General features: G+C 71.3%; 18 protein-coding genes. 12 read left to right on the forward strand and 6 right to left on the reverse strand.

All coding sequences use genetic code 11. From position 1 onward, the window contains the following. Positions 1–69: 69 nt before the first annotated feature. Positions 70–936 carry a L,D-transpeptidase family protein gene (locus ACZ4XD_RS02975; RefSeq protein ID WP_468037579.1) on the reverse strand — a complete coding sequence of 289 codons (867 nt, stop codon included), beginning with the start codon at positions 934–936 and terminating at the stop codon, positions 70–72. A 137-nt stretch (positions 937–1,073) separates the two neighbouring features. Between ACZ4XD_RS02975 and ACZ4XD_RS02980 the strand changes: the two genes are divergently transcribed. Continuing rightward, positions 1,074–2,672: an acyl-CoA mutase large subunit family protein gene (locus ACZ4XD_RS02980; protein ID WP_468037581.1), complete on the forward strand. Its 1,599-nt coding sequence runs from the start codon at positions 1,074–1,076 to the stop codon at positions 2,670–2,672. Between the two features lie 112 nt (positions 2,673–2,784). Continuing rightward, positions 2,785–2,997 carry a hypothetical protein gene (locus ACZ4XD_RS02985; RefSeq protein ID WP_387232956.1) on the forward strand — a complete coding sequence of 71 codons (213 nt, stop codon included), beginning with the start codon at positions 2,785–2,787 and terminating at the stop codon, positions 2,995–2,997. A gap of 84 nt (positions 2,998–3,081) precedes the next feature. On the opposite strand, the gene ACZ4XD_RS02990 is transcribed toward ACZ4XD_RS02985, so the two are convergent. Beyond that, entirely contained in the window at positions 3,082–3,783 is a 702-nt protein-coding gene (locus ACZ4XD_RS02990) for a FadR/GntR family transcriptional regulator (protein ID WP_467112332.1), read from the reverse strand. Between the two features lie 131 nt (positions 3,784–3,914). Here ACZ4XD_RS02990 and ACZ4XD_RS02995 point away from each other — a divergent pair, with 131 nt between their 5' ends. Then, entirely contained in the window at positions 3,915–4,433 is a 519-nt protein-coding gene (locus ACZ4XD_RS02995; protein ID WP_468037583.1) for a gluconokinase, read from the forward strand. A gap of 75 nt (positions 4,434–4,508) precedes the next feature. Continuing rightward, positions 4,509–5,906, forward strand: coding sequence for a GntT/GntP/DsdX family permease (locus ACZ4XD_RS03000; protein WP_468037585.1), 1,398 nt, complete (start codon positions 4,509–4,511; stop codon positions 5,904–5,906). Positions 5,907–6,055: 149 nt separating this feature from the next. Here ACZ4XD_RS03000 and ACZ4XD_RS03005 read toward each other — a convergent pair whose 3' ends face one another. Next, positions 6,056–7,618 carry an FAD-dependent monooxygenase gene (locus ACZ4XD_RS03005; RefSeq protein WP_468037587.1) on the reverse strand — a complete coding sequence of 521 codons (1,563 nt, stop codon included), beginning with the start codon at positions 7,616–7,618 and terminating at the stop codon, positions 6,056–6,058. 38 nt (positions 7,619–7,656) lie between these two features. Here ACZ4XD_RS03005 and ACZ4XD_RS03010 point away from each other — a divergent pair, with 38 nt between their 5' ends. Continuing rightward, complete coding sequence (locus ACZ4XD_RS03010; RefSeq protein WP_468037589.1) at positions 7,657–8,331, forward strand: TetR/AcrR family transcriptional regulator C-terminal domain-containing protein; 675 nt, start codon at positions 7,657–7,659, stop codon at positions 8,329–8,331. A gap of 12 nt (positions 8,332–8,343) precedes the next feature. Here the strand turns inward: ACZ4XD_RS03010 and ACZ4XD_RS03015 are convergent, their stop codons facing one another. From ACZ4XD_RS03015 to ACZ4XD_RS03025, 3 genes are read right to left on the reverse strand one after another with little or no spacing between them, the layout of a single operon-like run. Beyond that, positions 8,344–9,501, reverse strand: a complete 1,158-nt coding sequence (locus ACZ4XD_RS03015) for an acyltransferase family protein (protein WP_468037591.1) — start codon at positions 9,499–9,501, stop codon at positions 8,344–8,346. Beyond that, entirely contained in the window at positions 9,498–10,853 is a 1,356-nt protein-coding gene (locus ACZ4XD_RS03020) for a polysialyltransferase family glycosyltransferase (RefSeq protein ID WP_468037593.1), read from the reverse strand. The genes ACZ4XD_RS03015 and ACZ4XD_RS03020 overlap by 4 nt, the downstream gene beginning before the upstream one ends. Further along, the gene (locus ACZ4XD_RS03025; protein WP_468037594.1) at positions 10,853–11,830 is read right to left on the reverse strand and encodes a glycosyltransferase family 2 protein; all 978 of its coding nucleotides are present in this window, start codon (positions 11,828–11,830) and stop codon (positions 10,853–10,855) included. Before ACZ4XD_RS03025 ends, ACZ4XD_RS03020 begins: the two co-directional genes overlap by 1 nt. A gap of 187 nt (positions 11,831–12,017) precedes the next feature. Between ACZ4XD_RS03025 and ACZ4XD_RS03030 the strand changes: the two genes are divergently transcribed. From ACZ4XD_RS03030 to ACZ4XD_RS03060, 7 genes are all read left to right on the forward strand, one after another. Next, positions 12,018–13,337 carry a DUF6716 putative glycosyltransferase gene (locus ACZ4XD_RS03030; RefSeq protein WP_468037596.1) on the forward strand — a complete coding sequence of 440 codons (1,320 nt, stop codon included), beginning with the start codon at positions 12,018–12,020 and terminating at the stop codon, positions 13,335–13,337. 32 nt (positions 13,338–13,369) lie between these two features. Next, positions 13,370–14,587 carry a cytidylyltransferase domain-containing protein gene (locus ACZ4XD_RS03035; RefSeq protein ID WP_468037598.1) on the forward strand — a complete coding sequence of 406 codons (1,218 nt, stop codon included), beginning with the start codon at positions 13,370–13,372 and terminating at the stop codon, positions 14,585–14,587. 53 nt (positions 14,588–14,640) lie between these two features. Further along, entirely contained in the window at positions 14,641–15,567 is a 927-nt protein-coding gene (locus ACZ4XD_RS03040) for an N-acetylneuraminate synthase family protein (protein ID WP_085924766.1), read from the forward strand. 31 nt (positions 15,568–15,598) lie between these two features. Further along, on the forward strand, positions 15,599–16,807 hold the full coding sequence (locus ACZ4XD_RS03045; RefSeq protein WP_468037600.1) for a hypothetical protein: 1,209 nt from the start codon (positions 15,599–15,601) through the stop codon (positions 16,805–16,807). A 150-nt stretch (positions 16,808–16,957) separates the two neighbouring features. Next, positions 16,958–18,217: an amidohydrolase gene (locus tag ACZ4XD_RS03050; RefSeq protein ID WP_468037778.1), complete on the forward strand. Its 1,260-nt coding sequence runs from the start codon at positions 16,958–16,960 to the stop codon at positions 18,215–18,217. Positions 18,218–18,445: 228 nt separating this feature from the next. After that, positions 18,446–19,477, forward strand: a complete 1,032-nt coding sequence (locus ACZ4XD_RS03055; RefSeq protein WP_468037602.1) for a BMP family lipoprotein — start codon at positions 18,446–18,448, stop codon at positions 19,475–19,477. Positions 19,478–19,697: 220 nt separating this feature from the next. Next, positions 19,698–21,254, forward strand: a complete 1,557-nt coding sequence (locus tag ACZ4XD_RS03060; protein ID WP_468037604.1) for an ABC transporter ATP-binding protein — start codon at positions 19,698–19,700, stop codon at positions 21,252–21,254. Positions 21,255–21,263 lie beyond the last annotated feature (9 nt).

Here is a 21,263-nt window from a genome sequence, read left to right on the forward strand (position 1 = left end):
CGCGGGGTGGGGGTGGCGCAATTTTCGCTTCGGTTGAAGAATGCTGCCGCTTCCCTTGTCAGGGTTTGGCTAGTGGTAGATGACCACCTTGGTGCCCGGTTTCACCGTGTGGAACAAGGGGGCGAGTTTCTTCTTGTCGCGGACGTTGACGCAGCCGTGGGAGGCGCCGCGGTAGCCGTGGGCGGCGAAATCCGCGGAGTAGTGGACCGCCTGGCCGCCGCTGAAGAACATCGCGTAGGGCATGGCCGTGTGGTAGAGCGTCGAGATGTGATGGCGGCTCTTGAAGGTGATGCGGAAGGTGCCCTCGCGGGTGGGGGTGTACTGCGAGCCGAAGCGGACATCCATCGCCGAGACGATGCGGCCGTCGACCACCCAGGCGAGGGTGTTGCTCCGCTTGCTGATGCAGATCACCCGGCCCCTCATGCAGCGCGGATCGGGGGCGCCGACCGGCCGGGCGGTGGGCGGACGGTGCTGGGTCGGCGACGGGCGGTGGGTCTGTGCGCGCAGGGCGCGCCAGGCCGCGGGCTGCACGGAGCCCGTACGGGGCAGGCCCTGCCGCCGCTGGAAGGCGCGGACCGCGGTGGCGGTGACGGAGCCGTAGTAGCCCGTCGGGGTGCGGCCGAACAGGCCCAGCTGGGCCAGTCGCGCCTGGAGTTCACGGACCTGCGCACCGCGGGAGCCCGGCGCCATCAGTGGTCTGGCAGCCGCCGGCCGGGGGTGGGCGGACCGGGGGTGCGGCTTGGTCGCGTGCCGTGCGGGCGGCGTGTGACGGCCGAGTGGCGGGGGAGCGGGAGTGGTCGGGGCGTAGCGGACGCCCTTGCTGTCCGGCGAACCGGCCCCGGTGACCGTCACCGGGCGGCATCCCACCGCGAACGCCGCCACCACCAGCACCGCGGCCACCGCCGGCGCCGTACGTCTTCCACTGCTCCGCTGCATGCGCAACCCCCGGATCTCGGCGGCCCGACCGGCCACCGGTGACTCTTCCCAGTGCTGCGCGGCGGCGAACCTGCGGGCATGCTGTGAGCAAGGCGTAAACCCGGACGAACCGGTCACCCACTGGGAGGCGTACCCCCATGGCGCACGAGTCGGGCAGTGTGCGGCACAACGAGAGCGGTCTGCCCATCGAGCCTGTGTACGGGCCGGCGGCGCTGGACGGCTGGGACCCGGAGCGCCGGCTCGGTGCGCCCGGCGCCTACCCCTTCACCCGGGGGGTGTATCCGTCGATGTACACCGGGCGGCCCTGGACGATGCGGCAGTACGCCGGCTTCGGCACCGCGCGCGAATCCAACGCCCGCTACCGGCAGCTGATCGCCCACGGCACGACCGGGCTGTCGGTCGCCTTCGACCTGCCGACGCAGATGGGGCACGACTCGGACACCCCGATCGCCTCCGGTGAGGTCGGCAAGGTCGGGGTGGCCATCGACTCCGTCGAGGACATGCGGGTGCTGCTCGGCGGTATCCCGCTGGACAGGGTGTCGACATCGATGACGATCAACGCCCCCGCGGCGCTGCTGCTGCTCCTCTACCAACTCGTGGGGGAGGAGGAAGGGGTGGCGGCCGGTCAGCTGAACGGGACCATCCAGAACGATGTGCTCAAGGAGTACATCGCACGGGGCACCTATATCTTCCCGCCGCAGCCGTCCCTGCGGCTGACCGCCGACATCTTCCAGTACTGCCGGGCCGAGATCCCCCGGTGGAACACCATCTCCATCTCCGGCTACCACATGGCCGAGGCGGGCGCCTCGCCCGCCCAGGAGATCGCCTTCACGCTCGCCAACGGCATCGCCTATGTGCGCACGGCCGTTGCCGCCGGAATGGACGTGGACGACTTCGCGCCCCGGCTGTCGTTCTTCTTCGTCTCGCGCACCACGCTGCTCGAAGAGGTCGCCAAGTTCCGTGCCGCGCGCCGGATCTGGGCCCGGGTGATGCGGGAGGAGTTCGGGGCGACGAACCCCAAGTCGATGATGCTGCGCTTCCACACCCAGACCGCGGGGGTGCAGCTCACCGCCCAGCAGCCGGAGGTGAACCTCGCCCGGGTCACCGTCCAGGGGCTCGCCGCCGTGCTCGGCGGCACCCAGTCGCTGCACACCAACTCCTTCGACGAGGCCATCGCGCTGCCCACGGATAAGTCGGCCCGGCTCGCGCTGCGGACCCAGCAGGTGCTCGCGTATGAGACCGATGTGACCGCCACCGTCGACCCGTTCGCCGGGTCCTACGCCGTCGAGTCCATGACCGACGACGTGGAGGAGGCCGCCATGGCGCTGATGCGGCGGGTCGAGGACATGGGCGGCGCGGTGGCCGCCATCGAGCGGGGCTTCCAGAAGGACGAGATCGAGCGCAACGCCTACCGCATCGCGCAGGAGACGGACGCCGGCGAGCGCGTCGTGGTCGGCGTCAACCGCTTCCAGCTGGACGAGGAGGAGCCCTACGAGCCCCTGCGGGTCGACCCCGCGATCGAGGCCCAGCAGGTCGAACGGCTCGCCACCCTGCGGACCCGCCGCAACCAGCGCACGGTCTCCGCGGCCCTCAGAGATCTCCAGAAAGCCGCCGAGGGCCCGGACAACGTCCTCTACCCCATGCGCGAGGCACTGCGCGCCCGAGCGACGGTGGGGGAGGTGTGCGAGGCGCTGCGGGGGGTGTGGGGGACTTATGTGCCGACGGATGCGTTCTGAGGGGGAGTTGGGGCCCGGTGGTGAGTGGGGTGGGGAACGTTGCGGACGGGCGGGCCCGGTGGGCGGGGCAGGAGCTTGTGACCGGCGAGCCCGCCTGCGTCACACTGGTGCCATGTCGTCACCCCGCCGCGCGTGCCCCATCTGCACCCGAGAGATCGCCGTTGTCGGCGGGCGCTTCGCCCGTCATGACCCGCCCGGCCGGCGGACCGTGCTGGAGCTGATCTCCTGCCCGGGGTCGCGCAGGATGGCGCCGATGATGGCGCCCGCGGAGAAGCTGTTCGACCCGGAGGAGCCGCCGTTCCCGGGGCAGCAGCCGCTGTTCTGAGCCGGGGTGCCGGGCGGACGGACGGTGACGGCCTGCCGGTACGCGGCGGGTGGCGCTGCTGCCGCACCGCCTGCCCGCGGCCAACTACGGTGCCAGGACGTCCAGTTCGGCCATCGCGCCGGCGGTGATCTCGCGGGTCAGTGATTCCGCCCGTGCCGCGTCGCCGGTTCGTACGGCCTCCGCGACCTGTACATGGAGGGTGACCGCGGCCGGGTCGGGGTCGGTGAACATCACCCGGTGCTGGGTGCGGCCGGTCAGGACGGCGGCGACCACATCGCCGAGCCGGGCGAACATCTCATTGCCGGAGGCGGTCAGTACCACCCGGTGAAACGCCATGTCGTGGACGAGATAGGCGTCGAGCTGCTGGCCGCGTGAGGTGGCCACCATGCCCATCGCCTCTTCGGTGAGCCGGGCGCACTGTTCGGGGGTGGCGTGCTGGGCGGCCAGGCCCGCGGCGACCGGTTCGATCGCCGAGCGCAGCACGGTCAGGGAGCGCAGCTGCCGGGGGCGGTCCCGGCCGGCCAGCCGCCAGCCGATCACCCGCGGGTCGTAGACGTTCCACTCCTCGGTGGGGCGGACGGTCACCCCCACCCGGCGCCGGGAGGCGACCAGCTGCATGGATTCCAGTACCCGGATCGCCTCGCGGATGACCGTGCGTGAGACGTCGAAGCGCTGCTCCAGCTCGTCCGTGCGCAGGATCGTGCCCGGAGGGTAGTCGCCCGCGGTGATCGCGGGACCGAGGGACTCCAGCACGCGGGCGTGCAGTCCCTTCCCCTCGTTTTCCATGGGGCAAGCCTACGTTCCCGGGCTCGGCGAATTAAGTATGACGTTTCCATCACGGGCTCTTGAATACGTCGTACCTAATGGGCTTCAGTGGGGGCCGCACGAGGTCGATGAAGACAGCGAGGTACCACGGGATGAGCACCCCCGACGTGATCGTCGTGATGGGCGTGGCCGGCACCGGCAAGACCACGATCGGCCCGCTGGTCGCCGACGCACTGGGCGTCCCGTACGCCGAGGGGGACGACTTCCATCCGCCGGTCAACATCGCCAAGATGTCGGCCGGCCGCGCGCTGGACGATGCCGACCGGGGGCCCTGGCTGGACGCCATAGGAGCCTGGGCGCGCGAACGGGCCGGGCGCGGCGGGGTCGTCAGCAGCTCGGCGCTCAAGCGCGCCTACCGCGACCGGCTGCGGGCCGCTGCCCCCGGCCTCGTCTTTCTGCACCTCACCGGCGAGCGCGCGCTGATCGAGGAGCGGATGGCCGGGCGCAAGGGCCACTTCATGCCGGCCGCGCTGCTGGACTCCCAGTTCGCCACCCTCGAACCGCTCGGGCCCGACGAGGCCGGCGTCCTCGTCGAGGTGTCCGGCTCCCCGGAGGAGATCGCCGGGCGGGCGGTGGCCGCACTGCGCGCGAGGGACGCGGCGGACGACTAGGCCGCGCCCTCCCCCAACTCCCCCCACAGGTAACGCAGCACCCCCTTCCCCCTCCGTCGAACCAAGGGAATCGCCGTGACACATCTCAGCGTCGAGATGCTCGCAGCGGACGCGGCCGAGCCGATCACCACGGCCGGTCACGCGCAGCTGGGCATCGCCGTCCTGGCCGGCATCGCCGTCATCGTTCTGCTCATCACCAAGTTCAAGCTGCATGCCTTTCTGTCGCTGATCATCGGCTCGCTGGTGCTCGGCGCGGTGGCCGGCGCACCGCTCGACAAGACCGTCACCAGCTTCTCGGCGGGCCTGGGCACGACGGTCGCGGGCACCGGCGTACTGATCGCGCTCGGTGCGGTGCTCGGCCGGCTGCTCGCCGACTCCGGCGGTGCGGACCAGATCGTCGACACGATCCTGGCGAAGGCGAGCAGGAAGGCGATGCCCTGGGCGATGGTGCTGATCGCCGGGATCGTCGGACTGCCGATCTTCTTCGAGGTCGGCATCGTGCTGCTGATCCCGGTGGTGCTGCTGGTCGCCAAGCGCGGCAACTTCTCGCTGATGCGGATCGGTATCCCGGCGCTGGCCGGACTGTCCGTCATGCACGGGCTGATACCCCCGCACCCCGGGCCGCTCGTGGCGATCGACGCGGTCGGCGCGAACCTGGGTGTGACGCTCGCGCTCGGCGTGGTCGTCGCCATCCCGACCGCGATCATCGCCGGACCGGTCTTCTCCCGTTACGCGGCCCGCTGGGTCGACATCCAGCCGCCGGAGAACCTGGTGCCCGAGCGCGCCTCCGACGACCTGGAGAAGCGGCCCGGCTTCGGGATCACCGTCGCGACGGTGCTGCTGCCGGTGGTGATGATGCTCGCCAAGGCGCTCGTGGACATCGTCGTCGACAACCCCGAGCACCAGGTCCAGAAGGTCTTCGACGTCCTCGGCTCGCCGCTGATCGCCCTGCTCACCGCCGTCATCGTCGCGATGTTCACGCTCGGCCGGGCGGCCGGATTCACCCGGGGCCGGATCGCCGCCACCGTCGAGAAGTCGCTCGCCCCGATCGCCGGGGTGCTGCTGATCGTCGGCGCGGGCGGCGGCTTCAAGCAGACGCTGGTGGATGCCGGCGTCGGCCAGATGATCATGGACATCTCCAAGGGCTGGCACCTCTCCACGCTGCTGCTGGCCTGGCTGATCGCGGTCACCATCCGGCTCGCGACCGGCTCCGCGACCGTCGCCACCATCTCCGCCGCAGGGCTGGTCGCCCCGCTCGCCGCGGAGATGAGCAGCCCGCACGCCGCGCTGCTGGTGCTGGCCATCGGCTCCGGGTCGCTGTTCTTCAGCCATGTCAACGACGCCGGATTCTGGCTGGTCAAGGAGTACTTCGGGATGAACGTCGGCCAGACGCTGAAGACCTGGTCGGTGATGGAGACGCTGATCTCGGTGGTCGGGATCGTCTGCGTGCTGCTGCTGTCGCTGGTCCTGTAGGGCGGAACCCTTCAGGGTCCCGGTCCGTCGGACCGCTGTTCCTTCCGGGCGGATCGCCGCCCCGGGCGCCCCGCCCCCCCTCGGGCGCCTGTCCCCGGCACGAGGCCGTACGAGCGGAGATCCGCTGGTACGGCCTCGTGCGCGTGCGGTCAGCCGGCCGGCTGCGGTACGGCGGTGCCGAGGCAGGCCGCGAGGGCGGCGGCCGTGGGGGCCGTGGCGTCCTCCGCCGGTGCGGCGAGGGCGAGATAGCCGTCGGGGCGGATGAGGAGGACGGCCGGGGTGCTGCCGTAGGCGTCGCGGATATGGCCGTTCGTGTCGAGCAGGTCGGGGGACGGGCCGTCGACGCGGACGAGGCGCAGCAGCGCCGGGTCGGCCGGCAGCGCCTCGGGGTCGAGGTCGGTCGCACCGAGGGTGAGCAGGGTGAAGTGCGGGCCCCGGAAGGCGTCGAAGAGCCGGGTGGGGGTGCCGTCGGCCGTGGTGCACGGGGCGTCGGGGGCCCGGTCGCCCGCGCGGGGCACGCCCTCGGGCACGTCCGTGCGCAGCTCCCGGGTCAGCGGGCTGTCGGGGTAGCCGAGGTCGAGCTGGTGCAGCTCGCGGCCGCGGCGCAGTGAGCCGGAGCGGTGCAACTGGGTGCTGGTGTCGAGGATGCCCTCGGCGATCGGCCGGCGTTCGGCCTCGTAGCTGTCGAGCAGGGTGTCGGGGGCGCCGTACCGCAGCACCTGGCCGAGCTTCCAGCCGAGGTTGTAGGCGTCCTGGACGCTGGTGTTGAGGCCCTGGCCGCCCGCCGGGGAGTGGATGTGCGCGGCATCACCCGCCAGGAAGACCCGGCCGTCGCGGTAGGTGTCGGCCAGGCCCGCGTTGGGGCGGTAGAGGGAGGACCACAGGACCTCGCGGATCTGCCCGGCGTCGAGGTGGGTGTGGGCCGCGAGTCCGGCGCGGACCGCCTCGGGCGAGGTGTCGGTCGAGTTGGTCACCATGAGGGTCTGGAAGTAGTCGGTGCCGGCGAGCGGGAGCAGGGAGACGAACCGCTGGTCCGGCTGGATCCAGCGGTGCCAGTGGTCCCGGTCCAGGCCGTCCACCCGGACATCGGCGAGCACCGCGGCGCCCGGGGGCAGCGACGGTCCGCTCATCCCGATGCCCAGCGCCCGGCGTACGGTGCTGCGCCCGCCGTCGGCGGCGACCAGATAGGCGGCGCGCACGCCGCGTTCCACCCCGTCGGCGCCGCGCAGAGTGGCCGTCACCCCGTCCGCATCCTGGGCGAATGCGGTGAGTTCGGTGCCGAGGAGCACCGTGCCGCCGAGCTCCCGCAGCCGCGCGTGCAGCACCTCCTGGGTGCGGAACTGCGGCACCATCAGGGCGTTCGAGTACGGCCTGGCGGGTGTCGGGTCGACCCGCTCGATCATCTCGGCGGTCCGGGCGATCCGGCCGTTCTCCCAGAAGCCCAGCTCCGGGTAGAGCCCGCCGACCGCGCGGATCGCGTCCAGCACCCCGAGGTCGTCGTAGACCTCCTGGGTGCGCGGCTGCAATCCGGTGCCGCGGGCGCCGGGCGAGAGGCGGTCCTGCCGCTCGACGAGCAGGGCGCGCAGGCCGCGCCGGGTGAGGTCGACGGCGAGGGCGAGGCCGGTCGGGCCGGCCCCGGCGATCAGTACGTCGACGGTCGTGGGGAGGTCGCCCGTAACACCGACCGACTCCTTAACGTTGTTAAGTTCCATGTTTCCGAGGATGGCTTTAACGGTGTTAAGTTGTCAACATGGTTTCGCGCATCGACCGGCGACAGGTTGTCGACACCGCCCTGCGGCTGCTGAACGAGGTCGGCCTCGACGGGCTGACCCTGCGCCGCATCGCCAAGGAGCTGGACGTCCAGGCGCCCGCGCTCTACTGGCATTTCAAGAACAAGCAGGAGCTGCTCGACGAGATGGCCACCGAGATGTTCCGGCGGATGGCCGAGTCGCTGACCGGGGAGAACGAGGCGGCCGGTGCCGGCCGTACCTGGCAGGAGACCCTCGGCGACGCCTGCCGGGGCATGCGCCGCGAACTCCTCGGCTACCGCGACGGCGGCAAGGTCTTCAGCGGCACCCGGATGACCGACGCGAGCTACTCCGGGCCGCTGGAAAATCTCCTCACCCTGCTCACCGGCGCGGGCTTCACGCTGAGACAGGCGGTGCAGGCATGGTGGGCGGTCTACGGCTTCACCATGGGCCTGGTGATCGAGGAGCAGTCGGTCCACCCGGACCCCGGTGCGCCGCAGCACCGCGATCCGGCCTACGACGTGGAACTGCGCGCGCAGCAGATCGGCACGGGCTATCCGCTGGCGGCGGCCGCCGGTGAGGAGATGTTCGGCGACATCGAGCGGAACTTCGAGGCCGGGCTGCGCATCGTCATCGCCGGGATCGAGGCGACAGCCCGGCCGGAACCGCGGAGTTGAGCCGGCCGGCGGTCAGCGGCGCGGGTCGATCGACCGCTTCAGCACCGGCGTGAGCGGACGCTCTATGAAGCGGTGCAGGACCCAGGCGAGCAGCAGCATCAGGCCCACGGTCAGCGCCAGCGTCGCGTACGAGGGCAGCCCGGCGCCGAGGTGCAGTGCCCGCACCACGACCCAGCCCAGGTGTTCGTGCACGAGGTAGAAGGGGTAGGTCAGCGCGCCCGCGACGGTCAGCCAGCGCCAGTTCGCCCATCGCAGCTTGCCCAGCGCCACCGCCGCGACGAGCGCGAAGCCGAGGGTGACGACGGCGACGATGCCCGCCGTCGAGCGGTAGGAGAAACCCTCGGCCGACGCCGAGTGCCACAGCCTGGCGACCGCGTAATGCTGCCCGATCAGCCAGCTGACCAGCACTATCGCCCAGGCGATCGGATCGCGGGCACCATAGCGGTGCAGCAGATACAGTCCGATGCCGCCGATGAAGAACGGGGCGTACTCGGGCATCAGGAGGGTGTCGAGGAGGGGCTCGTGGGCGGCCTGGGCGAGCGCGGCGGCCAGCGTCCAGCCCGCGCAGAAGAGCACCACCCGGCCGCGGGTCGCGCCGGGCAGGACGACACAGAGCGCGAAGAGCGCGTAGAAGCGCATCTCCGCCCAGAGCGTCCAGCACACCCCCAGCACCCGGTCCACGCCCAACGGCTGCTGAAGCATCGTCAGATTGGTCAGTACGTCACTCGGCGACAGCGCCTCGTAGGCGACCCAGGGGAGCGCGAAGACCGCGGTGACCAGGAGGATCGCGACCCAGTACGCCGGATAGAGGCGGGAGACCCGCGAGGCGATGAAGGCCCGCAGCGTCCGCCCCCAGCCGCTGAGGCAGATCACGAAGCCGCTGATCACGAAGAAGATCTGGACGCCCAGACAGCCATACGCGAACAGCGGGGCGGCGGTGGGGAATTGATGGGCGGGCGAACCGCCCCAGGCCTGCGCTATCTCGCCGTCGCGCCCCCCGTAGTGGTACGCGGCGACCATCAGGGCGGCGAGCAGCCGCAACCCGTCGAGGGCGCGCAGCCGCGAGGGACCCGTGCGGCTGCGCCCCCGTATAGCGGGCTGCGGTGCGGGTGTGACGAGGTCCGGCGCGGCGGGCGGCGCACCGGCCGTCAGCTGAGGGGCGGCGGTCATCCGAACGCGGCCCGCTTCTTCAGCCGCCGCTGCACCGCACGCGCCCGGCGCGCGACCCGGCGGACGGTGGCATTGCGCGGAATGAACGACAGCTGCGACGGGATCGCCCCGGGCAGCGCCAGCGCGGTCAGCCGGCGGCGCTTGAAGTAGCGCCGGGTGAACGTATCGAGATGGGCCGCGAGATAGCGCTCGGCGGACGGCCGCAGCTCCGGATAGATCTGGTGCTGCATCGCATAGCCGACCGCGGTGACCAGGCCCTCGATGCTCTCGGCGGTGGCATGCGCCCGCGGGCGCTCGCTGCGGTCGCCCAGGTCCGGCACCAGCGCGTCCACGATCGTGACCGGCATCCGGTTGCTGTTCTGGTACGGCGTCAGCCGCTCCAGCAGCAGCCCGGTCCCGGTCCGCGCCGTCGGCAGCCCGTAGAAGGTGGCGGCCGTCAGCAGCGCGGTGGAGAAACAGCCGACGACCAGCGCGGGCCGCATCCGCTGGTAGAGCACCTCGGCCAGCACCGGGCTGTCCAGCACGGTCAGCGCGATGTCCAGCTCCTCGGCCTCCCGCTCCAGCAGCCGCGACCAGCGGGCCGGCGCGGACGGATGCGGCTTGAAGACGATCTCGCGGTGGCCGCGCTCGACGGCGCCGCGCACCATCCGCACATGCAGCTCCTCTTCCTCCTCGGGAGTGAGGATGCCCAGCGCGGAGAGGTACTGGCCGAGCAGCAGAGCGCCGCCCTCCGGGACGGCCACCTCGCCACTGGCGTCCGAGAGTTCGGCCAGCACCTTGGTGAAGGCGTCGGTCGGCACGGTCTGCGGCGCGACCTCGAACTCGGTGAGCAGCAGCGGCGTCAGGCCCGGCACCAGGTCCAGATGCAGCAGCCGGCTGATCCGGGTGCCGATCAGCGGATCGAGCTTGTTGCGGGTGGGGCCGTAGCTCATCAGGCCGTCGGCGTAGACGTCGATCGGCGCGTCGGGGAACAGCTGGGCGAGCGCCATCGCCGGGTTGACCTGGATGGACTCCACGATCAGCTCGACGTGGTCGTCACCCAGGCCCCACAGCAGCCGCAGATGCCGCTCCCACAGCGGGGCGTCGTCCGAGCGCGGCGACCAGCCGCCGGGGTGGAACGGGCTGATCGTCTCGTTCCACGAGAGCACCCGGCCGAAGCGGCCGCGCAGCCGCTCGAAGCCGGGCATGGTGTCCAGCGACGCGGCGGTCTCCGGGTTCGTCGCGTTGTTGCTGAGCAGCAGCAGCCGGCGGTCGGCCGGGGCGAAGCAGTCGGCGTCCAGCGCCGCGGCGAGGGTCGCCGCGCCGTAGAGCGTGGACGCCATGAAGATCTGGGTACGGGGTCGGGTGGACATCAGGCGGCGACCTCCGCCGGGACGGGGCGACGGCGCAGCCGCCGCAGCCGGGACGCGCGCTGCACATCCATCGAATCCAGGGCTTCCTTCAGTACGTCCTGCGGCATGCGTTTCATGGCCGCGGCGCTCATCGTGCGCAATTTACGGGCGACCTGCGGTTCGAACCGTTCGATCGAACCGAGGTGGTGAGAAATGATGGCGCAATATGTGCGCACCGCTTTCGGCAGCAGAAGATCCGCATCGCGGTCCTGTGCCGTTTCTTCGATCACCTGATCGAAGGCGCGAATAAAGTCCAATTGCCGCACGTCACCGATCTGGGTCAGGGAAGAAGCCACACCGCGCCGGTAGAAAACACCGAGCAGTCCGACCACCGCCATGGACTTCGCCTCGCGGTGCAGCCGCCAGATCCACGGGCGGTCCTCCGCGGTGCGCAGTCCGTCCTTGAAATGCAGTACCCCGTCGTCCAGCAGCCGCCGGTGGTACATCCCGGCCCAGGCGAACGCGTAGTCGACCGAGGTGGAGCGGTCGGCGGGCAGGATCACCTCGCGCGGGTCCATCACCACCCCGCGCCGGCCGTGCGGGACCCGGTGGACGGTGCGCGCGCGGGCGGTGCACTGGACATGGTCGGTACGGACGAAGTCACATCCCAACTCCTCGATGGTGGAGAGGAGTTCGGGGTAGTAGCCGGGGGCGAGCCAGTCGTCCCCGTCCAGGAAGGCGACGTATTCGCCGCGGGCCTCGTCCAGGCCGGTGTTCCGGGCAGTGGCCAGGCCGCCGTTCTGTTCGTGCCGCAGCAGTCTGGCACCCGGCAGCTCGCGCTCGGCACGCGCGAGAATCTCCGGGGTCTCGTCGCGGGAACAGTCGTCGACGAGCAGGAATTCAAAGTCCTCGCGGGCATTGGCCGCCAGGCTTTTCAGGGTGTCGGGCGCGTATGTCTGCACGTTGTAGAACGGCACGATGACGGAGAGCTTAACCACCCGGGTGACGTTAGGTGCGGAGACGGCATTCGTCTTTACCGGGTGCGGACCTCAAGGTGAACGAAGAATGGCGGGATGGTTAACCAGGTCGACTATCGGGCCGGTTAGCCATTCGTCGACCCGCTGTTAACCCTTTGTTGCGGCCCAGTTGGCCCGTCCAACGGAATGCCTTCCTAGCGTCTTGGACGTGCCATCACGTACCTACTCTTCGCCGCGGGTCGCCGTACTCGCCGACTCGGATACCCGGTGGAAATGGGGCGCTTTGACAGCGTACCGAATCCAATCGGACATCCGGCTCGACGGCTACCTCCTCCGCGGCCGCGCCACTCCCACGGTCCGCCAGCTCGACGAGGTCGGCGCCCGTGCGGACTCGCTGCGCGAAATCAGGGGCGTAGATTTCGTCCGGTCCATCGACCGTACGCGCTACGACGTCATCGTGCTGGCCTGCGTCGGCGGAGCGGTGCAGGCAATGCTGCACGGCCTCGCGCACGCCTGGCGAGGCGCGGAATCCCGCCCCGTCGTCGTCACCGGCTATGTCGGTGTCGTCTACGAGAAGCTCGCCGACGGGCTGCTGCTGCGGCACGGCGCGGATGTCGTCCTCGCCAACTCCCGGCACGACGCGGACCGGTTCCGCGAGGTGTACCGCGGGGTCGGCGCCGACGACAGCGGTGTCGTCGAATGCGCCCTGCCGTTCCTCGGCGGCGCGCGCTACACCGGCGCGCACACCCCCTACACCGTGGTGTTCGCCGCCCAGCCGTCCGTCCCGGAGAGCCGCGCCGACCGCACCTACCTGCTGCGCAGAGCGGTCGAGCACGCCCGCCGGCACCCGGCCCGGGAAGTGCTGATCAAGCTCCGCAGCAAGCCGGGCGAACACACCACCCATATCGAGGAACTGCCCTACCAGAAGCTCGCCGCCAAGGCCCCCGGCGGACTCCCCGCCAACTGCCGCCTGGTGTACGGCAACATGGGCGAGGTCCTGGACCGCACCGACCTGCTGGTGACGGTCAGCTCGACCGCCGCCCTGGAATCGCTGCACCGCGGCATCCCCACCGCCGTCCTCACCGACCTCGGCATCCGCGAGGTCCTCGGCAACCACCACTTCCTCGGCTCCGGCTGCCTGGCCTCCTGGGACGAGCTGGACGCCGGACACCGCCCGGAGCCGGACCCGCAGTGGCTCGCCCGCCAGGGCGTCGCCGCGGACGGTGACTACGAGCAGTCCTTCGACGTGGCCCGGGCCCGGGTCAGCGCGCTGCGCACCGCCGACCGGCTGCCGCCGGTCACCCCCTACTACACCGCCCGCACCGCCCCCGGCTACCTCCCCGGCATCCTCGCCCGGCACGGCCTGGACCCGCACGGCGAGCCGATCGCCGGCCACGCGGACGCCCCCGAGGAGACCGGCGGACTGCGCCGGGTGGCCCGCGAGACGGTCCGCGAGGCCGCCCGCGGCGCCTACCGCCACGGCGTCCAGCGCGTCGCCCCCGCCATCCGCCGCTGGGGACAGCTGTGACCGCCCCGGCCAGCTCCCGGAAGGAGCCCGAAATGCCGCCGAACCCGCAGAGCAGCCCGCCGACCGTGGTGGCCGTGATACCCGCCCGTGGCGGATCCAAGGGCGTGCCCGCCAAGAACCTCGCCGCCGTCGGGGGAGTGCCCCTGGTGGCCCGCGCGGTCCGCGAATGCCGTGCCGCCCGCCTGGTCACCGATGTCGTGGTGTCCACCGACGACGCCGGGATCGCGGCTGCGGCCCGTGGCGCCGGAGCGGTCGTCGTACGGCGCCCCGGCGACATCGCGGGCGACACCGCCACCAGCGAGGCCGCCGTCCTGCACGCCATGGACGCCTACGAGGCCGAGCAGGGCGCCTCGGTCGACGCGGTGCTGCTGGTCCAGTGCACCAGCCCCTTCATCGTCCGCGAGGACATCGACGGGGTGGCCGCCGCGGTCGTCGAGGGCGGCGCCGACAGCGCGCTGACCGTGGCGCCGTTCCACGGCTTCGTCTGGCGGGACGCCGAGACCGAGGTCACCGGGGCGGACGCCGGCGGCCACGGCGTCAACCACGACAAGTCCTTCCGGCCGCGCCGCCAGGACCGCCCCCAGGACCTGCTGGAGACCGGCGCCGCCTACGGCATGGACGCGGCCGGCTTCCGCGCCGCCGGCCACCGGTTCTTCGGCCGCACCGAACTCGTGCGTACCGACCCGGCCCGGGTGCTGGAGATCGACGACCCGCACGACCTGGCCCGCGCCCGCGCCCTGGCACCGCTGCTGGACGCCCCGCGCCCCGGTGCCCTGCCGTCCCGCGACGACATCGACGCCGTCGTCCTCGACTTCGACGGCACCCAGACGGACGACCGGGTGCTGATCGACGCCGACGGACGGGAGATCGTCGCGGTCCACCGCGGCGACGGCCTCGGCATCGCCGCGCTGCGCAAGGCGGAGCTGAAGCTGCTGATCCTGTCCACCGAGACCAACCCGGTCGTCGCCGCACGGGCCCGCAAGCTCCAGGTCCCCGTGCTGCACGGCATCGACCGCAAGGACCTCGCCCTCAAGCAGTGGTGCGAGGAAGCGGGCATCGCGCCCGAGCGCGTGCTCTACGTCGGCAACGACGTCAATGACCTCCCGTGCTTCGACCTCGTCGGCTGGCCCGTGGCGGTCGCCGGGGCGCACGACGTGGTGCGCGGCGCGGCCCGCGCCGTCACCGCCACGCCCGGAGGCAGCGGCGCGATCCGCGAGATCGCCGCCTGGCTGCTGGGCCCGTCCCTGTAACCCACCCAGACCCCCTCCCCACACACCCCGTATCAACGCGAAGGAACCTCCCCATGAGCACCAACTCCCGCCTCCGCACCCTCGGCAACCGCGAGGCCGGCCCCGGCCGCCCCGTCTACGTCACCGGTGAGATCGGCATCAACCACAACGGCGACCTGGAGAACGCGTTCGCGCTGATCGACGCCGCCGCCGACGCCGGCTGTGACGCGGTGAAGTTCCAGAAGCGCACCCCCGAGGTCTGCACCCCGCGCGACCAGTGGGAGATCGAGCGCGACACCCCCTGGGGCCGGATGACCTACATCGACTACCGCCACCGCGTGGAGTTCGACGAGGACGGCTACCGCGCCATCGACGAGTACTGCAAGAAGCGCGGCATCGCCTGGTTCGCCTCCCCGTGGGACGTCGAGTCCGTCGCCTTCCTGGAGAAGTTCGACGTGCCCTGCTACAAGGTCGCCTCCGCCTCGCTCACCGACGACGAGCTGCTGCGCGCCATGCGCGCCACCGGCCGCACCGTCATCCTCTCGACGGGCATGTCCACCCCCAAGCAGATCCGGCACGCCGTCGAGGTCCTGGGCAGCGAGAACATCCTGCTCTGCCACGCCACGAGCACCTACCCGGCCAAGGCCGAGGAGCTCAACCTCCGCATGATCAACACCCTTCAGGACGAGTACCCGAACGTCCCGATCGGCTACAGCGGCCACGAGACCGGTCTGCAGACCACCCTCGCCGCGGTCGCCCTCGGCGCCACCTTCGTCGAGCGCCACATCACCCTCGACCGCGCCATGTGGGGCTCCGACCAGGCCGCCTCCGTCGAGCCCGGCGGCCTGTCCCGCCTGGTCCGCGACATCCGCACCATCGAGGAGTCCCTCGGTGACGGCGTCAAGAAGGTCTACGAGAGCGAGCTCGGCCCGATGAAGAAGCTGCGCCGCGTCACCGGCGTGGTGGCCGAGGCCGAGGCCGCCGAGCCGGCCGCCGTCTGACCGCCCGGCCGACGAACCGACGGGAGCCAAGGTGACCTCACCCGAAGGGACCCGCGCCGTGCCCGGCACGCCCGGCGCCGAGGTTCCGCCCCCGGAGACGACGGATACTCCCGCCCGTCGTCTCCGGGGGGTGCCGCGGCAGCGTCACCGGACCGCACGCTCCGGTGGGCCGCGAGCGGCCGCCTGGGACACCGACACCCTCGCGTTCGTCGAGAGCCCGGTGCAGCTGCTGAACGTCCTGGAATGGGCGCACACGGCACAGGCCACCGGGCTCACCGTCGTCGTGCTCTCCCCGCACGATCCGATGACCCGCGGCCAGCTGCGGCGGATGGCCGAACTCGCCCGCGACGAAGGCCATACGGTGCGCTGGGAGGAGGCCCGCGGCGGTCCGACCGCGCCGATGCGCACCATCGGCGGCCTCACCCCGCTGCTGCGCCGCGCCCGCCGCGTCGTCATCGGCGACCCGTTCTCCCGCTACGTCCAGCTGCTGCTCTCCCTCGCCAGGGCGCGCGATCTGGTCGTGGTCGACGACGGCACCGCCACCATGGAGTTCATCTCCCAACTCGCCCGCGGGGAACAGCTGGTGCGCTGGCACCGCAACGGCAGCGGCCGCGGCGCCCGGGACCTGATCTTCGCCCCGTTCTCGGCCACCGCCCGGCGCCGGCTCACCCCGGCTCCCGAGGGCGGGCGGCGCACCGTCGGCCTGTTCAGCTCGATGCCCGTCGAGGCGCCGCCGGGCGTCGAGGTCACCACCAACGAGTTCGCCTGGACCCGGAGCCGCTTCGGCCCGCCCCGGCTCACCCGCGCCGCCGACATCGTCGGCACCTCGCTGGTGGAGACCGGGGTCGTGGACACCGAGCGCTATCTGGCGGCGGTCCGCAGCCTGGCCCGTACGCACGGCGCCACCCGCTACTTCGCGCACCGCAAGGAGAGCACCGAGAAGCTGCGCCGGCTCGTGGGCGAGACCGGGCTGGAGATCGTCCGGCCCGATCTGCCGCTCGAACTGATCGCCCGGCGCGGCCCCATCGGACGGCTGATCGTCAGCTTCCCCTCCACCGTGGTGCACACCCTGCCGCTGGCGCTGAAGGGGACCGAGGTCAAGGTCGCGGTCTGCGACATCGATCCGGAGTGGCTGACGGCCAACGCCTCACCGCGGGCCCAGGGTTTCCTCGACGGGGTCACCGGCACCGCCCGCGACGTGCAGCGACTGCCGTTCACCCAGCCGATGGCCGCGGGATGACGGAGCGCGGGAAGCCTTAATGCATACCCGTCGCATAAGCCATCCATGCGCCGAGCGGCCTGATTTTCTTCCCCTAACGGGCTGAACTTTTGTTGATCGAAGGACAGTTGCCCCCTTCGGGCCCGTAACCTTCCACGGGTGAACCACGTGATGTCCCGAGAGGTCAGTGCCGTCCGTACCCCCGCCGGGGATCAGCTTCCCGGCGCCCTTCCCGAGGCGCTGCGCGCCGAACTCAGCGCCTTCCGGCGCGACTTGCACCGGCACCCGGAACTCGGCAACCAGGAGTTCCGGACCACCGCGACGCTCAAGGAACGGCTGGAGCGGGCCGGCCTGCGGCCCCGGGTACTGGCCACCGGCACCGGCCTGATCTGTGACATCGGCACCCGGGACGCCACGGCCGACGGACGGGCCGTCGCGGCCGCCCCCGACCGCCCCCTGCTGGCGCTGCGGGCGGACATCGACGCGCTGCCCATCCCGGACACCAAGACCGTCGACTACGCCTCCACGGTCGCCGGCCGCGCCCACGCCTGCGGCCATGACGTGCACACCACCGTCGTCCTCGGCGCCGGTCTGGTCCTGGCCGAGCTGGCCCGCACCGGCGCCCTGCCGCGCCCCGTGCGCCTGCTCTTCCAGCCCGCGGAGGAGATCCTGCCCGGCGGCGCCTCCGACGCGATCGAGTCCGGTGCCCTGGAGGGCGTCGGCCGGATCCTCGCCGTCCACTGCGACCCGCGGGTCGACGCCGGCCGGATCGGGCTCCGTACGGGAGCGATCACCTCGGCCTGTGACCGGCTGGAGGTCGAGCTGGACGGCCCCGGCGGCCACACCGCCCGCCCGCACCTGACCACCGACATGGTCACCGCCGCCTCCCGGGTCGCCCTGGACGTCCCGGCGCTGCTGGCCCGCCGGGTCGATGCCCGCGCCGGTATGGCCGTCACCTGGGGCCGGCTGGCGTCCGGGCACGCCTGCAACGTCATCCCGCAGCACGCCGAACTCTCCGGCACCGTCCGCTGTCTTGATCTCGACGCCTGGCGGCAGGCCCCGGACCTGGTCCATGCGGCGATCGACGAGGTCGCCGCGCTGCACGGCGCGAAGTCCCAGATCACCTACGTCCGCGGGGTGCCGCCGGTGGTCAACGAGCCGGTCACCGTCCAGCTGCTGCACTCCGCGATGGCCGCCCGCCGCGGCGAGGGCGCCGTCGAGGACACCGAGCAGTCCCTCGGCGGCGAGGACTTCTCCTGGTACCTCGAAGGCGTCCCCGGCGCCATGGCCCGCCTCGGCGTCCACCCGCCCGCCGACCCCACGCACCGGGACCTGCACCGCGGCGACTTCGACGTGGACGAGCAGGCGATCAAGGTCGGCGTGGAGCTCTTCACCGGCGCGGCCCTCCTCGACGGGGACCTCGCGGACTGAGCGGCCCGTCCCTTATAGGGGGACACCGTCCGCAATGACTCCATAACGGCCCGTTCCGGCAGCTTGTCGGGACGGGCCGCGCGGCCTGCCCGCCCGTGTTTCGTTCAGGTGCCCTACGCCTCGAATCGATAACGTCCACGCAGTGGAGGGTTTTGCGCCAGGTCTACGCGCGTTAATCTCCCGACAAGCCAGCGCCAAAGGGGGCGCTTAGAGCGAAGGGAAGGCCCCGTGCGTCGGGTCATCAGGATTGCCGCCGCGGCCACCGCCACCGCGGGCCTCGCGCTCACCGCCACCGCGTGCGGTCAGAGCTTTGCCGAGGCCAACCGCGCCAAACACGCGGGGGTCGGGTTGGCCTTCGACATCGGCGGCCGGGACGACCACTCGTTCAACGAAGCGGCCGCCCGCGGTGCGGACAACGCGACCAAGAAGCTGGGCGTCAACGTCAAGATGCTCACCGCCAAGAACGGCGAGACCGAGGCGGACCGCGAGCAGCGGCTCACCTCCTTCGCCGAGGCCGGCTACAACCCGGTCATCGGCGTCGGCTTCGCCTACAGCCAGGCCGTGCAGAACGTGGCCAAGGACTTCCCCGCCACCACCTTCGGTGTCGTGGACGCCGTGCCCGAGGGCAAGAACGTCGATGCGATGGTCTTCGCCGAGCACGAGGGTTCGTATCTGGCCGGGGTCGCGGCCGCGCTGAAGAGCAAGAACCACAAGGTGGGCTTCATCGGCGGCGTGAACAACGCGCTGATCCAGAAGTTCCAGGCCGGCTTCGAGCAGGGGGTCCGTGACACCGACCCGAAGGCCAAGGTCACCTCGCAGTACCTGTACCCCAACAACGACAAGGGGTTCAACGACCCGGCGGCCGCCAAGGCCAAGGCCGGCGGCATGCTCGACAGCGGGATCGACGTGATCTACACGGCGGCCGGGCAGTCGGGCGCCGGGACCATCGAGGCGATCAGCAGGGTCAAGGGCGCCTGGGCGATCGGCGTGGACTCGGACCAGTACCAGCAGCCGGGTCTGGCCCGCTACAAGAACCGGATCCTCACCTCGGTCGTGAAGAACGTCGATGTGGCCGTGTTCGACCTGATCAAGAGCGCCGAGGACGGGAAGCCGCTGACCGGCATCCACTCCTACGACCTCAAGCACAGCGGGGTGTCGCTCGCCACCTCGGGCGGGTTCATCAAGGACATCCAGCCGCGGATCGATGCGGCCCGGAAGAAGATCATCGAGGGCAAGGTGAAGGTCAAGGAGACGCCGTAGCCCGGGACCACCGCCGCCCCGGGTCTCCGCAGCGCCGGACCCCGGGGGCGAGCCCCACGTCCCCCCTTGTGACCTTCCGGTCCCTGACTTTCCGTCCTTTCCGCTCCTTCATCCCCGAGGGGAGTGCGCCATCAACGCAGCATCCACGAGCAGCGGCCCCGCCGTCCCGGACGCCCCCGCTGTAGAACTCCGCGGAATCACCAAAAGGTTCCCCGGCGTCGTGGCCAACCACGACATCCATCTGACCGTGCGCCGCGGCACCGTCCACGCCCTGTGCGGCGAGAACGGTGCCGGCAAGTCCACCCTGATGAAGATCCTCTACGGCATGCAGAAGCCGGACGAGGGCACCATCGCGCTGGGCGGCGAGCAGGTCACCCTGCACACCCCGGGCGACGCCATCGCGCGCGGCATCGGCATGGTGCACCAGCACTTCATGCTCGCCGACAACCTCACCGTCCTGGAGAACACCGTCCTCGGCGCGGAAAAGCTGCACGGCATCGCCGCCGGCGCCCGCGCGAAGATAAAGGAACTCTCCGACGCGTACGGGCTGAACATCCGGCCCGACGTGCTGGTCGAGGACCTCGGTGTCGCCGACCGCCAGCGGGTGGAGATCCTCAAGGTCCTCTACCGCGGCGCCCGCACCCTCATCCTCGACGAGCCGACCGCCGTCCTGGTCCCGCAGGAGGTCGACGCGCTCTTCGACAACCTGCGGGAGCTCAAGTCCGAGGGCCTGACCGTCATCTTCATCTCGCACAAGCTGGGCGAGGTGCTCTCGGTCGCCGACGACATCACCGTCATACGGCGCGGCACCACCGTGGCCTCGGTCGAACCGTCCGGGACCACCCCCAAGCAGCTGGCCGAGCTGATGGTCGGCAGCGAACTGCCGTCCCCCGAGACCCGCGAATCGACCGTCACGGACGAGGAGATGCTCCGCGTCAGCGACGTCCACCTCTCCGCGACGGACTCCGACGGCGTGGTCCGCACCGTTCTGGACGGCATCTCCTTCACCATCCACAAGGGCGAGGTGCTGGGCGTCGCCGGTGTCGAGGGCAACGGCCAGGCCGAGCTCGTCGAGGCCGTCATGGGCACCCGCCGCCCCGACCACGGCACGATCACCCTGGACGGCACGGACCTGTCCGGCGCCTCCACCCGCGCCCGGCGCGAGGGCGGCATCGGCTACATCCCCGAGGACCGCCACCGTCACGGCCTGCTGCTGGAAGCCCCGCTGTGGGAGAACCGCATCCTGGGCCATGTCACCGAGCGCCCCAACAGCAAGGGCAAGCTCCTCGACATCCCCGGCGCCCGTAAGGACACCGAGCGCATCGTCGAGCAGTACGACGTGCGCACCCCCGGCATCGAGGTCACCGCGTCCTCGCTCTCCGGCGGCAACCAGCAGAAGCTGATCGTCGGACGCGAGATGAGCCACCACCCCAAGCTGCTGATCGCCGCGCACCCCACCCGCGGGGTCGACGTCGGTGCGCAGGCGCAGATCTGGGAACAGATCCGCGAGGCGCGCCGCGAGGGCCTGGCGGTGCTGCTGATCTCTGCCGACCTGGACGAGCTGATCGGGCTGTCCGACACCCTGCGGGTGATGTACCGGGGCCGGCTGGTCGCGGACGCGGACCCCGCCGTCATCACCCCGGAGGAGTTGGGCTCCGCCATGACCGGTGCCTCCAGAGGCCACCTCAGTGCTTCGGAAGACGGTGCGCCGGAAGACGGCACGCCGGAAGACGGTGCGTCGCACGACGCCGGTGACCAGGAGGGCGACGAGCAGTGAGCACCTCCA

The sequence above is a fragment of the Streptomyces sp. NPDC029466 genome (genome assembly GCF_055574515.1).